The 14,178-nt window shown below is 74.6% G+C and carries 11 protein-coding genes; all 11 read left to right on the top strand.

Annotation, left to right across the window (positions count from 1 at the left end):
• The first annotated feature begins 10 nt into the window (after window positions 1–10).
• The 11 genes from OG429_RS33230 (at window position 11) to OG429_RS33180 (ending at window position 14,177) form a co-directional block, all read left to right on the top strand.
• Window positions 11–1,123, top strand: a complete 1,113-nt coding sequence (locus tag OG429_RS33230; protein ID WP_328928956.1) for a macro domain-containing protein — start codon at window positions 11–13, stop codon at window positions 1,121–1,123.
• 134 nt (window positions 1,124–1,257) lie between these two features.
• Entirely contained in the window at window positions 1,258–1,488 is a 231-nt protein-coding gene (locus OG429_RS33225) for a hypothetical protein (protein ID WP_328928955.1), read from the top strand.
• On the top strand, window positions 1,481–2,251 hold the full coding sequence (locus OG429_RS33220) for a vWA domain-containing protein (RefSeq protein WP_328928954.1): 771 nt from the start codon (window positions 1,481–1,483) through the stop codon (window positions 2,249–2,251). The genes OG429_RS33225 and OG429_RS33220 overlap by 8 nt, the downstream gene beginning before the upstream one ends.
• Window positions 2,248–3,084 carry a protein phosphatase 2C domain-containing protein gene (locus tag OG429_RS33215; protein WP_328928953.1) on the top strand — a complete coding sequence of 279 codons (837 nt, stop codon included), beginning with the start codon at window positions 2,248–2,250 and terminating at the stop codon, window positions 3,082–3,084. The genes OG429_RS33220 and OG429_RS33215 overlap by 4 nt, the downstream gene beginning before the upstream one ends.
• A gap of 2 nt (window positions 3,085–3,086) precedes the next feature.
• Window positions 3,087–4,214, top strand: coding sequence for a protein kinase domain-containing protein (locus OG429_RS33210; protein ID WP_328930495.1), 1,128 nt, complete (start codon window positions 3,087–3,089; stop codon window positions 4,212–4,214).
• The gene (locus tag OG429_RS33205; protein ID WP_328928952.1) at window positions 4,202–4,852 is read left to right on the top strand and encodes a 4Fe-4S single cluster domain-containing protein; all 651 of its coding nucleotides are present in this window, start codon (window positions 4,202–4,204) and stop codon (window positions 4,850–4,852) included. The genes OG429_RS33210 and OG429_RS33205 overlap by 13 nt, the downstream gene beginning before the upstream one ends.
• On the top strand, window positions 4,849–6,288 hold the full coding sequence (locus tag OG429_RS33200; protein ID WP_328928951.1) for a hypothetical protein: 1,440 nt from the start codon (window positions 4,849–4,851) through the stop codon (window positions 6,286–6,288). Before OG429_RS33205 ends, OG429_RS33200 begins: the two co-directional genes overlap by 4 nt.
• Window positions 6,276–8,396, top strand: a complete 2,121-nt coding sequence (locus OG429_RS33195; protein WP_328928950.1) for an AAA family ATPase — start codon at window positions 6,276–6,278, stop codon at window positions 8,394–8,396. The genes OG429_RS33200 and OG429_RS33195 overlap by 13 nt, the downstream gene beginning before the upstream one ends.
• Entirely contained in the window at window positions 8,393–10,498 is a 2,106-nt protein-coding gene (locus OG429_RS33190) for an Hsp70 family protein (protein WP_328928949.1), read from the top strand. The genes OG429_RS33195 and OG429_RS33190 overlap by 4 nt, the downstream gene beginning before the upstream one ends.
• The gene (locus OG429_RS33185) at window positions 10,498–11,688 is read left to right on the top strand and encodes a TRAFAC clade GTPase domain-containing protein (protein ID WP_328928948.1); all 1,191 of its coding nucleotides are present in this window, start codon (window positions 10,498–10,500) and stop codon (window positions 11,686–11,688) included. Before OG429_RS33190 ends, OG429_RS33185 begins: the two co-directional genes overlap by 1 nt.
• On the top strand, window positions 11,685–14,177 hold the full coding sequence (locus OG429_RS33180; RefSeq protein ID WP_328928947.1) for a GTPase-associated protein 1-related protein: 2,493 nt from the start codon (window positions 11,685–11,687) through the stop codon (window positions 14,175–14,177). Before OG429_RS33185 ends, OG429_RS33180 begins: the two co-directional genes overlap by 4 nt.
• Window position 14,178 lies beyond the last annotated feature (1 nt).

Below are 14,178 nucleotides of genomic sequence, written 5' to 3'. Positions count from 1 at the left end.
TCGTGGGCCCATGGCATTACCTCCATCTGATTACACAGCACTTCTCGCCGAGTTGAAGGAGGTCAGGCGCGCGGGACTGGTCCGGCTGAGGGGACGTGCGCTGCCCGCCCTGGAGGCGGCGGCACAGGCGGCCACCGCACCCTCCGCCCGGCCGTCGGGCGCCCCCATCGAGGTGTTGTTGCGGTGCGCGGTCGCGCGCCTGGACGCGGGGACGCTGCGCAGCGCCGCCGAGTACACCCTGGGCCTGGCCCAGGGGACCCGGGACTGGCCGGCGTCCTCCCGCCGCGCCAGGGCGGCCTCGCTCTACGGGGTGAGCGTCGAACGGTTCCGCAAGGAACAGGAGGTGATGGTGCTCGGCCAGGTCGCCGAGCACATCGTGCGGCTGGCGGCGGACGCGGACGCGGCGGACGCCGGTACGGCCGCGGTGGACGGGGGCGGCCTGGGCACCCATCGGACCGTGGAGGTCCGTACCGCCGGCCGGCCGGTCGGCCTCACCGTGCACGTGCACCCCGTGGACCTGCTGCGTGACGTGGACGTGATCGTCTCCCCGTCCAACGTCTACTTCGCGCTGCCCGAGGCGTACAAGTCGTCCATTGCCGCTTCGTTACGGCGGGCGACGGCCGTGCACGGGGTCACCGGGGAGGTCCTGGCGGACCCGCTGCCGGCGGAGTTGCACCGGTGGGCCGAGCGGCACGGCACGTCGGGGCGGGCGGTGCGGCCCGGCACCGTGGCGGCCACCGGTGCCGGGGCCCTGACCGCACAGGGCATACGGCGCATCTACCACGCGGCGATCGCCGTCCCCCGGGCCGGGACCAACGACTACGACGTGCTGCCGGCCGACGTCACCCGGGCGGTGTCCCGGGCGCTGGCATTGCTCGCCGAGGAGCACCACCGCCACTCGCCGCCGCTGCGCTCGGTGTGCTTCCCGCTGCTCGGATCGGGCCGCGGCGGCCTGCCCTACCAGGTCAGCCTGGCCGCCGTGTGGGCGGCCGTGGAGGCGGAGCTGGCGCGCGGGGCGCGATGGGACATCCACTTCGTGGTGCGCACGCCCGAGGCGGCGGCGGTGGTGGAGCGCGTCGCGGCCGGAATCCGACCGGCGCACAACCGGAGGCCGACCGGCTGACCCTGTGCAATGGAAGGGTGTCCGGAGCGCGCGAGAGCGCACCGGGCGGCGCACAGGAGCACGGGAGGGATCTTCGTGTGGCCAATCTCTGCTGACACGCGAAAAGTTGATGTCGCGTCACCTAGCGTGGGCGCATGAGCGGTGGGATGGAGCAGTGGGGTCACGGGGCACCGGGCCGGGTCATCACCTGGCCGGATCCCGACACGTACGTCCTGGTCGAGGGTGTGCTGCTGCGCATGCTCCCGGACTCCCCCGGGATCGCGCCGGGTTCGGAGGTCGTCGTGCGTTACGACGCCGCGCGGCACCTTCTCCTCGCGCGCGCCGCGGCCCGGACGGACGAGGGCGGGGCGTCGGGGAATGAGTGAGTACGGCTTCGGACTGGCGGAGGGCTGTGACGAACGGCAGCCCGTCGTACTGCTCCTCGACACCTCGCAGTCCATGGGACGCCCGGCCGGGAACCCGCGGATCGACGAGCTGAACGAGGCCCTGGCCGGCTGGTTCGCAGGGGTACGGGCGGAGCCGAGGCTGCGTGCGCGGGTGGAGGTCTGCCTGATCACCTTCGACTCGCGGGTGCGGGTCTTCGACCCGGGCCGGGAGCGGCTGGTGCCGGTCGAGGAGGCCGACCCGGACCGGATCTTCGTACCGGTGGACCGGATGCACCCGCCCCGGCTGGAGGCGTCCGGACTGACCCGGATGTCGGAGGCCGTCGAGTCGGCCCTCGACCTGGCCCGGGCACGCCACCGGGCGTTGCAGGCACGGCAGGTACAGGTGCGCAGGCCGTTCCTGTGGGTGCTGACGGACGGCGCGCCGAGCGACGTGAACGGGGAGCCGATGGACGCCGCCGCGCTGGCCGGTACGGCACGGAAGGTGCGCCTCGGGGAGGAAAGGGGCGCGTGCGTGCTCCAGGCGATCGGTGTGCGCGGCGCCGACCTGGAGCTCCTGCGGGTCCTCGCGCCGAAAGGCGCTCTGATGCTGGAGGGCCTGCCCTTCGAGAAGATCCTCGATCTGCTGTTCCAGAGCTCGGACCGGATCGGGGCGGTCCAGGCCGCGGACGAGATCCACGTCCAGACGGCCCACCTCGTGGACCAGGAGCGCCGGATGCGACTGCTCGAGGAGAAGTTCCGGTGATCGTGGCGGGGGCCGCCGTCCAGGGGACCGCGCACCTGGCTCGCGGGCAGGGATGCCAGGACGCCTTCAAGGCGGTCGGCCTGGGCGGGACGGCCGTGCTCGCCGTCGCGGACGGCGCCGGAGGCCGGGAGCGCAGTGCCCTCGGCTCGCACATCGCCGTGGACACCGCCTGCCGGGTCCTGGCCGAGGGCATCCCCGGAGCCGAGGACGCCCCGGAGGTGTGGACGGGGTGGATCGCCGGGGCCGGTGCGCGGGTGGTCGAGGAGTACCGGCGGGCGGTCGAGGGCGTGCTGTCGGCGGTGCCCGCACCGGAGGGTCCGGTGGAGGCCGGCGCGCTGGCCTCCACGCTGGCCGCGGCGGTCTTACGGCCGCCCTGGGTGGCGTTCGTGTCGGTCGGCGACTGTTTCGGGACGGTGCTGACCCGCGAGCCCGCCGTGGACGAGGCCGCCGGGGCCGGGCCGGCCGCCGGAGCGCGGGAGCGGTGCCACCTGGTCCTGCCGCCGCCGGTTCCCGGCGCGCCGGGGACGGTCTTCCTCTCCTCGCCCGGGGCAGCCCTGCGATTACGGTCCTTCGTGCTGTGGGAGCCGAGGCTCAGCGGGGTCGTGCTCGCCACCGACGGCTGCGCGTCCCTGACCCTCGACCATCCCTCGGTACGCGAACTCCCTCCCGAGGCGGGCCCGTTGCCGTCCGAGCGGTTCTTCTGCGGGCTCGCCGCGACGCTCCGCGCCAACGGCGGTGACGCCGAACCCCTGCGCGCCCTGCTCTCCGGGCCCGGGGCGGCCCGGACCGGTGACGACCTGACCGTGCTCTGCGCCCTGACGGACGGCAGGTGACGATGGCCCTCACGGTGGTGTCCGTCAGCGGGCACACATGGCACCTCACGCAGCGGATCGGCAGCGGATCGGAAGGGGTCGTGTACGCGGTGGAGCACGCGCGCCCGCTGGTGGCCAAACTCGTCCCCGCCCCGCCGGACCCGGCCGCCTACCGGCGCCGCATCGCCCGGCTGGTGCGCCAGCGCCGCGAGCCGCGCGCCGTCCGGCTGCTGTCCGGGACCACCCCGCGGGTGGCCTGGCCGATGGTGGGGGTCCGGGCTGGCGGGCCGGGCCCCGACGGAGTGGACGGCTACGTGATGGCCGACATGCGCCACGCCCACCAGCCGTTCGCGCAGCTGCTGACCCCGCAGGCCCGCCGGGCGCACCTCCCCCGCGCGACGTGGGCCACCGCGCTCGCCGCCGGCCTCTCGCTCGCCCGTCTCCTCGCGGACCTGCACGCCGAGGGCTATGTGGTGGGCGACCTGAAGCCGGACAACCTCTGGGTCGACGCGCACGGCGGGGTCGGGATCGCCGACGTCGACTCCTGGCAGTTCACGGACGGCGGCGAGGTGTTCGCCGGACGGATGGGCAGCCCGGGCCACACGGCGCCCGAACGGATCGGCGCGCCTGCCGGAACGGCTCCGGACCGGGCGGCCGACGATTTCGTGCTCGCGGTCCTGCTCCACGAGCTGCTGATGTGCGGGCTCCACCCCTTCGCCGGGCATCCCGCGGCCGACGCCGACTATCTCTCGTACGACGACAACATCCTGCACGGACGGTGCCGCCTGCTCGACCGGACCTCGGTGGTCCTGCCCCGGTCCGCGCCGCCCGTCGACCTGCTCCCGCGCCGGCTCACCGCGCTCTTCCGGGCCGCGTTCGGCGGGGTACGTCCCCCCGCGTCGGCCTGGGCCGAGGCTCTGGCCGCGGAGTCGGAGCCGGCGCGGCTGAGGACCTGCCGGAGGAACCCCCTGCACGTGCACACGGCGGAGCGGCCGTGGTGCCCCTGGTGCGACCTGGCCGAACACGGCGCGGACGGCTATCCGGCCCAGGCGCCGGGGCCGCCCGCCGACGGCGCGGCGCCGTACGCGAAGGACGCGAAGGACGCGAAGGACGCGAAGAGCATGAAGGAGAACACCGTATGGCAGAGGTGACCCGGCTCTCGGTGGCGAGGAGGCTCGACCGCTGTACCGTCCTGGGGCCGGGGACCCGGGCCGTGATCTGGGTGCAGGGCTGCCCGCTGCGCTGCCGGGGCTGCGTGGCGGCGGAGACCCTGCCCTTCGAGGGCGGCACCGACCACGCCGTGGCCGAACTCGCCGACTGGCTGTGCGGGTTGCCGGACATCGAGGGCGTCACGCTGTCCGGTGGGGAGCCCTTCAGCCAGGCGGCCGCGCTGGCCGCGCTGCTCGACTCCGTCCGGGCGCGGCGCCCCGACTTCGGTGCGATGGCCTACTCCGGGTTCCGGTACGAGGCCCTGCGCCGGGGCGGCCCGGACCGGCGCGGGCTGCTGCAGCGCCTCGACCTCCTGGTCGACGGCCCGTACGTGGCCTCCCGGCGGCACGGCCTGCGCTGGCGCGGTTCGTCCAACCAGCGCATCGTCGCCCTGACCGACCGCTACGCGCACGTGGGGACCGAGCCGGACACCAGCGCGGGCGTGGAGCTGTCCGTCGAGGCCGACGGGTCGCTGTCCTGGGCGGGGGTGCCGCCGGCTCCGGGGTTCCGGGAAGGGTTCGAGGAACGACTCGCGGCACGGGGCTTCGTCCTGCGGGCCGAGGCAGGGAGAGAAGCATGAGCGGATCACCGAAGTACAGCACCGTCACGGTCGCGCCGGCCTACGCGCGGCTGGAGGCGCAACGGCGCCGGACCCGGGAGGCGGCACGCAGGCGGCAGGAGGCGCAGCGGGCCAAGGAACGGGCCGAGCGCGCCGCGCAGCGGGCCCGCGAGGCGGCAGCGCGCCGGGAACGGGCCCGGGCTGAGGCCGAGCGCAGGGAGACCGAGCTGGCCGCCCGCCGTGCCGCACGGCAGGAGGCGCATGCCGCCCGGTCGCGCCAGGAGCAGTCCGGCGCCGACGCGCGTCGGCTGGCCGAGGTGGGAGAGCTGCTGGACCGGGTCCGCGCGCAGGACTCCGAGGTCCGGGTCCTGCGGGAGCAGCTGGACCTGCTGCGGGGCCGCGCCGGACGCGCCGAGGACCTCGGCGGGGCGATCGAGGAGCTGCGCGGCCGGGTGGTCCTGCTCGGCCGGGAGGGGGAGGCTCCCGGCCGGGGCGCCGGCCACGGAGCCGTCCTGGCCGGGCTGGAGGAACGCCTCGCCCGGATCGGGCCGGAAGCCCGGGAGCACGACCAGCAGGGGTACCGGCACTGCGTCGACCTGCTCGGCGAGCTGCGCGCCGCGACCGGCCCGGGCGGGGAGACGCGCTTCCAGGCGTTGCTCGGCACCGTGGAACACGCGCTCGCCCGGCATGCCGCGACTGCCGGGGAGCGGGTCGCCGAGGAGCTGCGCCAGGCCGAGCGGGAGCGGGAGGCCGCACGACAGGCGGAGGAAGTCGCCGCCGAACGGGAGGCGGACCGGCAGGCTGCGGTGGAGGCCGAGCGGGAGCGGTTCGCAGCGGTGCTCGCCGAGGCGGCGGACCGGCTCGGCGTCGTACGGGAGTCGGTGCAGGAGGCGGCCGCCGAGGCCTTGGAGCTGGCCGATCCGGAGCTCGCGGAGCGGATCGAGGCGGCGCTGACAACCGTCACGGAGCCGCTCGCGACCGGTGCGGCGGCGGACGCGCTGACTGCGGTCGCGGCGCTGGAGGAGTTGCTCGTCGGAGCCGAAGCACGGCTGGACGAACTCCAGTTGGCCTATACGCGTCGGATGGATCTCGCGCAGGCGCTGCAGGACGCCATGCTCGGTGAGGGTTTCGCCTTCACCGGCGGCGCGGAGCAGGACGGGCGCCTGCTGCTGAGCTTCGAACGCCCGAGCGGGGCGACGTACCGGACCACGATCGGCACGGACGGCGAAGACGCCATCCTCCTCTACCAGGTCGACGGCGAGCCCGACGTCGTTCTCCGTCCGGATCCGGACGGCGCGGCGTGCGACCGCACCGAGGACCTCCTGGAGCGGGTGCACGAGGCGATCGTCGACGGGAACGGCTTCGTCCCCGGTGAACTCACCTGGCAGGGCAAGCGGTCCGGGGGGCAGCCGCCCAAGCCGCCGGCCGCCGCGAAGGACTGGACGTGGACCCGGTGAGCGCGGCCGACTGGACGAAGCGGGCGAACGGCGCCGACGCCGCGGGACGCCCCCCGGCCGCGGACCACCACAGCGGACACCCGGGCGACGGGGAGCCGGTCACCGCGGACGGCATGATGCCGCTGTGGGCGGTGTCGCTGGACTGGGAGCTGCGCCGCGGACGCCAAGTGATCATGAACGGGCAGATCAGGGACCGCTGGTGGTTCGCCGACCGGCCCGCCTCCTTCCGCGTGGTGGTCGCCCGCCAGCTGGAACGACGCGGCGCGGAGACCGTCGGCTGGTGGGACCCGGTGGGCGGACTGACCTTCCCGCTGCCGGGCCACGCGGAGAACTTCGACCGCCTGCGGGAGGGGCGGCCGTCCGAGAAGGCGCGAACGGACGACGGGGCGGCCGGCACGCCCTCGGACGCTGCGGGGACCCGGCCGCCGGAGGGCCACGGGAACCCGGACGGGGCACCCGACGGCGAGCCGGGCACGGCACGGAGCCGGCGCGGCGGTGAGCGGGACCGCGGCCGAGAGCGTCTGCTGGCGCCCCGGCAGTCGGGCCGGCCACGCGCCTTCGAGGACGTCGTGGCCACCGTGCACCGCCTCGTGGCCTCGCCGGACGCGGCCACCGCCTTCGTCTTCGAGGACGTCGACCACCACCTCCCGGCCGACCAGGCCGAATCCCGCCTGGGCTATCTGCGGCTGCGCGCCGCGATGACGGAGGCCGTGACCCCGCGCTCGGCCTCCGGCCCGACCCCGCACGCGCGCAACGCGGTCCTGTGCGCGGTCGGTGACATCGGACGGCTGCCCGGCTGGTTCCACCTGGAGGACCCCAGGATCGCCGCCCTGCACATCAGCCCGCCCGACCCGAGCGAGCGCCGTCTGTGGCTCAGCTGGCTGCAGCGCTACTTCAACGGGGCGCAGGACTCCTCCCGCGCCGACCTCGAAGCCCTCGTCGGCGCAACCGACGGCATGGCGGGCTGGGACATCGACTCCCTGGCCAGGACCTCGTGGCTGCGCAACGCGCCCATGCGCAAGCCGGACCGGCTGATGGAGCTGCACCGGCTCAACGTGAGCGTCGATCCGTGGACCCAGCTCGACCGGGAGACCGTCGCGGGGGCCGCCAAGGCCCTCGGCACCCGGGTGGTGGGCCAGTCCACGGCCGTGAACGCCGTCGCCTCGGCCCTCCAGTCCGCGTTCGTGGGCGTCGACTTCGGCAGTTCGGGGACCGCCCGTCCCCGGGGCGCGTTCTTCTTCGTGGGACCCACCGGTGTGGGCAAGACCGAACTCGCCAAGGCAGTGGCCGAGTTGATGTTCGGCGACCAAAGCGCCTACGCCCGCTTCGACATGAGCGAGTACCAGCAGGAGCACGCCGCCGAGCGGCTGGCCGGTGCGCCGCCCGGCTTCATCGGCCACGAACAGGGCGGGGAGCTGACCCGTCGGGTGCAGGAACGGCCGTTCAGCGTGCTGCTCTTCGACGAGATCGAGAAGGCCCACCCCAAGGTCCTGGACAAGTTCCTGCAGATCCTGGAGGACGGCCGGCTCACCGACGGGCGCGGCCAGACGGCGCACTTCTCCCAGTGTCTGATCATCTTCACCTCCAACACGGGCGCGGAGCAGGTCCAGAGCCTGTTGGAGGAGCGCGACGAGCTCTCGTACGGACAGTTGGAAGCGCACTTCACCCGGGCGGTGGAGGACAAGTTCCGCCAGATCGGCAGGCCCGAGATCTACGGGCGGCTCAAGCCTGGCGTGGTCGTCTTCGACATGCTGCGCCACGAGCACGTCGTCAGCATCGCCGACCGGCTGCTGCGCCAGCTCGCCGAGTCGGTCCGCGAACGCCACCGCGTGGAGCTGATCGCCGACCCGGACACCCTGCACCCGTGGATCACGGAGCGGATGTCGGACCCCGAGCACCAGGCGTACGGAGGACGGCAGATCCGCAACGAGCTGGAGCTGGTGCGCTCGGCCGTCGTCAGCCACCTGCTGGCGCACCGACCGGATCCGGGCAGCCGGATCCGGGTCGGCATCGCGGCCGACGGTACGGCGCAGGTCAGCCCCGACGGCGCGCGGCGGGGCGGCCACGGCGCGGCGTCGTTCGCGGACGAAGGGAGCGGACGAGCATGATCGCCATCGACCTCGGACACCGGTACGGGCGCGTCGCGCGGGTCGGCCCCGACGGCCGTCCCGAGGTGACCACGACCGAACTGGCAGGCGTGGACGGGGTGCTCGACCCGGTCCGCGCGCTGCCCCTGCTGCTCGGCTCCTCCCGGGCCGCGGAGGACTCCTTCGCGGTGGAGCCGGACCGCGCGGCCCTCATCGGACTCCCGGTGTCGGGCGGGCGCGAGGACGAGCTGCGGTACGCGGTGGAGCGCGCCGGACTCGACGTCGCGCGCGTCGTACCGGAGCCCGTGGCCGCGGCGCTGCACTACGGGGCGATCGCGGAGGGCGTGGACCACACGGTCCTCGTCTGCGACCAGGGGGCGACGACGCTGGACCTGAGCGTCCTGGCGATCGCCCCCGACCTCACCGTGCACGTGGTCCGCGCCCTCAGCCTGCCGCTCGGCGGCGACGCCTGGGACGCGGCGGTCGCCGCGGAACTGAACGGGGGCCTGCCGGAGGGCGCGGACCCGCTCGGGGCTGCGCGGACGCTCCGACAGGGGCTCGACGGCTCGGACGTCGCCACCGGGTCCGTGGAGGACGCGGTCGGCGAGCACCACCCGCTGACCCTGGAACGGACCGCCTTCGAGCGGGCGGTGGGGCCCCTGCGGGAGCGCGTGCTCGCCGCCGTCGCGGAGCAACTGACCACCGCGGAACCGGCCGTGGACACCGTACTGCTCGCCGGCGGGATGGGCGCCGCGCCCGAGCTGCAGGCCGGGATCGAGGCCCTCCCGGCCGCGCGGGGCCTTTCGGTGCGCTGCGACCGCCCCGGACTGGCCGTCGTGCTGGGGCTGTTGTCACTGCGGGACTTCGGCGTTCTGCGCGTCGTCAGCGGATCCCCCGCGCAGTCGGTGCGGGCCGAAGCCGGGTACGCGAGACCGGGCGCCGGTCACCCGCGCGCGGAAGCCGGGTACCTCGGCCGGGACGCCGCCGGCCTGACGGACCCGGAGCCCGCCGTCGCCGCGACGGACCCGGAGCCCCGCACCGGGCGCTCCCGGACGGAGGACCCCGAGCCCGGGTCACGGCAGGGCGGCGCGTCGGCCGTCCAGGACGCCGGGCAGACGGCCGAGCAGGCCGGGCCGGGCGGACTCCGGAGCGCCTTCGAACCAGTGGAGCCCGAAGAGGCCGGACAGCCGTACGCCCAGCCGCCGCACACCGGGGCTCCGCACGCGCCGCACGCCGAACCCGGGTACGCCGATGCACCCCCCGCGGAGCCCCCGTACACCGAAGCACCCCGCCCGGAGGCCCCGTACGCCGGTCCACCCCCCGCCGAACCCTCGTACGCCGGTCCGCCGGAGCCCGGGGCCGCGCACACCGCGGCCCCCACGGAGGCGGCGGAGCCACCGTCGCCGGGGCCCGGGGCCGCGGCCCCGCCCGGCCACGGCAGCCCGTACGACACCACGGCCGGGGCCCCGACGGGGTCTGCGACCGAGCCGCGCGTCCTGTTCGCGGTGCCGGTCGACCAGCTCCAGTTCATCCGGCGCGGGGACCACCTCCTCGTCCTCTGGGCGTGGCCCGAGGGCGCCCTGAGCGCGCGGGTCCGCTGGCGCCGGGAAGGGGGCACCGCCGCTGCGGGCCCCGGTGACGGGGACGTCGTGTGCCGGCGCCGGGTGTACGAGCACGACGGCGGGTTCGACCTGGCCGTGGGCCGGGGAGCCGTCACCCTCACCGTGGAGGCGCTGGTCCCGGAGCTCCACGGGGGCTGCGAAGGCGCGTCCTCACTGCTCGTCCCCGCCGAACCCACCGTCGTCGCGTACGAGCCGGTCGTGCGCCGGCGTCTCAAGGGCCGGGTCGCTTCGGTCACCTTCACCTCGGAGACGGGCTGCGACCTGCCCGGTGTCCGCATCGTCCACAGCCTCGGCCGCTTCCGCCCCACCAGTACCGCCGAGGGAACCGTCCTGCACGAGGTGCCCGCGCAGCGGCTGTCTGCCGGCGCCCCCATGACCGTGGAGTTCCCGCTGCCCGCCACCCGCGGCCCGTCCTGGCTGGTCTGCTTCCCGGCCGACGCGGGCGCCGAATCCGGTATCGACATCCGCCCGACGGCGCTGCACAGACTGCGAGTCACCTGATGGCCAAACGTCTCACCTGCCCCTACTGTTACGAGGGCTTCACCCCGCGGGAGATCCGTTTCCGCTGCAACAGCCGCCTGAGCCGGACCGGAAAGCAGTGCGCGCGCCGTCGCGACCAGGTGCTCGACCAGCGCAAGGGACCGCGCCGCAGCCACGACCTCGGCCCGGACTTCGCCGCGGACGGCCGCAAGCCCACGGCCGTCTGCCCTGACTGCGACGGTGAGAGCACCTACCGGATCTGCCCGGTCTGCCACTCCGAACTGCCCGTCCAGTTCGGCATGGTGGAGAACCGTCTGATCGCCATGGTCGGCCCGAAGGCGTCGGGCAAGACCGTCTACATGACCGTGCTCCTCCACGAGGTGCGCAACCGGGTGGGCGAGGCGTACGGAGCCGCCCTGATGGGCACGGACGACGCGACGATGCGGCGCTACAGCTCCGACTACGAGGACCGTCTCTACCGCGACAACCAGATGTTCCCCGGCACCCAGACCGCCTCCACCACCCTCAACCGGGTGGACCCGCTGGTCTTCCGGTTCGGCCTGCGCCGGCGCACCCTGCTCGGCGAACGCCCGCAGCACACCGTCCTGTCGTTCTTCGACACCGCCGGTGAGGACTTCAGCTCCCGGGAGAGCGTGGAGCTCAACACCCGGTACCTGGCCAACGCCGACGGCATCGTGCTGCTGCTCGATCCGCTGCAGATGCCGGGCGCCCGCGACAACGCGCTGCCCGGTACGCCGCTGCCGGGCACCGAGGGCCTGGACTCTCCCGTCAACGTCCTCTCCCGGGTCACCAGCCTGCTCCTCGCGCCCCGTTCCGGCCGCTCCGACCGGTTGCTCGACACCCCCGTCGCCGTGGTCTTCTCGAAGATGGACGCCTTCTGGCACCTGCTCGAACCCAGCAGCCCGCTGCGCGACCACGCGCCCTCGCGCGGCCGGTTCGACGTCGGCGACAGCCTCAGCGTCCACGAGGAGGTGCGCCGGCTCCTCAAGGACTGGGACGGGGTTCCGATCGACCAACTGCTGAACAACCACTACTCCCGCTACCGCTACTTCGGGGTCTCCGCCCTGGGCCGCAACCCCACCCCCGACGCCCGGGTCGCCCCCACCGGCATCCAGCCCTACCGGGTGGCCGACCCTCTGCTGTGGCTGCTGAGCGAGTTCGGTTCGGTGCCGAAGGCGGGCCGGGGATGAAGCAATTCCAGCAGCTCTACTACACCTCCTGCGAGCACGGGCTCAGCGGGTTCTCCGGCTTCCAGTTCAATGCCGTCAGCGCGGGCGTCACGGCAGAGACCCGGCTGGCCGTGGAGGCACTGGCCGGGTACGAGCCGCCCCGTTCGCTGGTGGAGTCGGACACGCCGGAGTCGCTGGAGCGCTGCCCGGTCAACCTCTGCTACCGGCCCTACGACCGGGCGGGGCGCAGCGCCACCGCGCTGTGCGTGCGGTACGTGGGCCGCGACTCCGCCCGGCGTTTCGGCAACTACTTCGCCCACGCCCTGCACAGTGAGGACTTCCCGGCGGCCGGGGGCGGAATGCTGCCGATCGAGTTGTGGAACTCGCCGGTGTGGACCCGCACGGTGTCCCCGAGCACGGAGATCCCGACGCTGGCCGGACCCGCTCCCGGGCCGCTCGGTGTCCGCGCCGTGGGCGAGTTCCTGCGCGGCCATCCCCACGCGGCCCGGCTGCCGGAGCTGCTGGCCGCCGTGTTCGCCGCGCTCACCGAGCACGGCTCGGTGGTGGTGGTAGACCATTCGACCGAGCAGATCGCGCACTGGTTCGCCGCGGTCTCCTACCTGCTGCCGCCCTCGCTCTCCCGCGGCCTGTCCTTCGCCACCTACGTCCTGCGTCCGGCCCGCAGCCGGCTGCACCTGATCGGCACCGTGCCCGAGCCGCCGCTCACCTTCGCGCCGGACGACGAAGCGGCCTACACCGTGTTCGACTTCGCCCGGGGCGTGTTCCCCGAGGTGCCCGTCCCCGCACTGGTCCGGCTCCTCACCAGGATCGGTGTCGGCTCCGTCCGGCCCGTCTGGTCCTGGACGGCGGATTACGCCGAGGGCGGGGAGGAGACTGCGGACGACTGGCACGCCCCCGTCGCCGCGGCGGCGGCCTCCGGCGGCATCGCGCTCGCCGCGCCCGACGTCCACGCGGTGATCGACTGGCTGGCCGGGGCAGACCATCTGGGGGCGCGCCGGGCGGCCGTGGCCGCGGACATCCACCGTGAGCACCGGGGCCTGGACGACGCCCGGCTGACCGCGCTGAGCGTGGCCGCGAAGGCCGGCGGTGACCCGGCGGTCCACCGGGAGATCGAGGGAAAGCTGTACGGGCTGCGTATGCGGGCCTACACGACCGCCGCCGAGGACGCCGTCGAGCCCGTACCGATCACCGATCCGGCGGCACGCGAGCGGGCCGCCGCCCTGTGGGAACGGCTGCTGGAGACGGAGGTACGGACCGCGCGCGAGCGCACGCGCCTGCTGCTCTGGGCCGTCGGCACCCGCCTCCCGGTGCCGCCGGAGGTCATGGCGGGCGAGACGCTCACCCTGTCCCACGCGTTGCTGGGGACCACGGCACCCGCGCCGGGGTTCCGCCACGAGGTGGCCGAACTCGTCCACGTCCTGCCCGTGATGAGGACCTCGCTGGCCACGGCGGTGGAGGAGGCGCTGGAACGCCGCGCGGGGCAGGAACAGCTCTTCGCGCAGTTCCCCGCCGAGCTCCTGCGCGAAGGCGACCTGGTGGGCCGGCCCCTGCTCCTGGAGCACCACCTGCGGGCGAGGGCCGAGCGCGATCCCTGGAACACGGTCCCGCTCATGTTCAAGATCCTGACGATCCGCGGACGCACGTCGCCCGACGAGGAGTTGCTGCGCGGCCTGTGGCGGCAGCCCTCGCGCACCTGGACGCACCAGGAGGCGGCCCGTATCGCGGCGGGGCTGCCCGTCTCGGAGCCGGTGGACACGGTGGTCGGCGAGTGGTTCGACCGCGCCCTGAGCCAGGGGATCGAGGACGAGGACGCGCTCACGGACTGTCTCGACCTGTGCCGCCTGCTCTCCCATCCGCGCCGCTTCGCCTGGCTGCCGGCAGACGCCGCGGAGCGCGTACGGATCACCCTCGACCTGGAGGACGCTCTCCGTGACGCCCGCGAGGCCACGGAACTCTTCGCCGCGTTCGAGATCCAGCAGACCGGCCCGTGGGCGGCGCCGCGGGCGTTGAAGCGTCTCTACCTGGTGCCGGCCCTGCTGCGCCTGCCCGCCGATGTCAGCCGGTTCCGTGGCCGCCTCGCGGAGCTGAACAACCGCGACCTGGACCGGTACCTGTCGCTCGTGCGCCAGGGGGTGACGGGAGGCGAACGGATCGACGACATCCTGCTCAGTCATGTCGCCACCGTCGCCACCCTGCCCGCGGGGGCCCGGCTCTCCCAGGCCCAGGAGGAGATCGTCGAGGCCATCCGGGCCCATCCCGAAGGGCACTGGCACGTGGCGGACCTGAAACGGCTGGAGCAGGCGGTGCGGCCCCACGAGGCCGCACTCGCCGACCACTACGCCGACGGGGCCGAGGCCCGGCGGCCCGGCCCGCCCCGCAAGCTCTGGTTCCGCGGCCGGCGCACCGCGCCCGCCGCCGCCGACCCGCCGGACACCGCGGCGTCCGGCACCTCGGCATCCGACAGCTCCCGGAAGAAGAAGGGACGGTGAC

It is taken from the genome of Streptomyces sp. NBC_00190 (assembly GCF_036203305.1).
Lineage (GTDB): Bacteria > Actinomycetota > Actinomycetes > Streptomycetales > Streptomycetaceae > Streptomyces.
The sequence above is the reverse complement of the archived record's forward strand: the minus strand, read 5'-3'. Positions and strand labels throughout refer to the sequence as shown.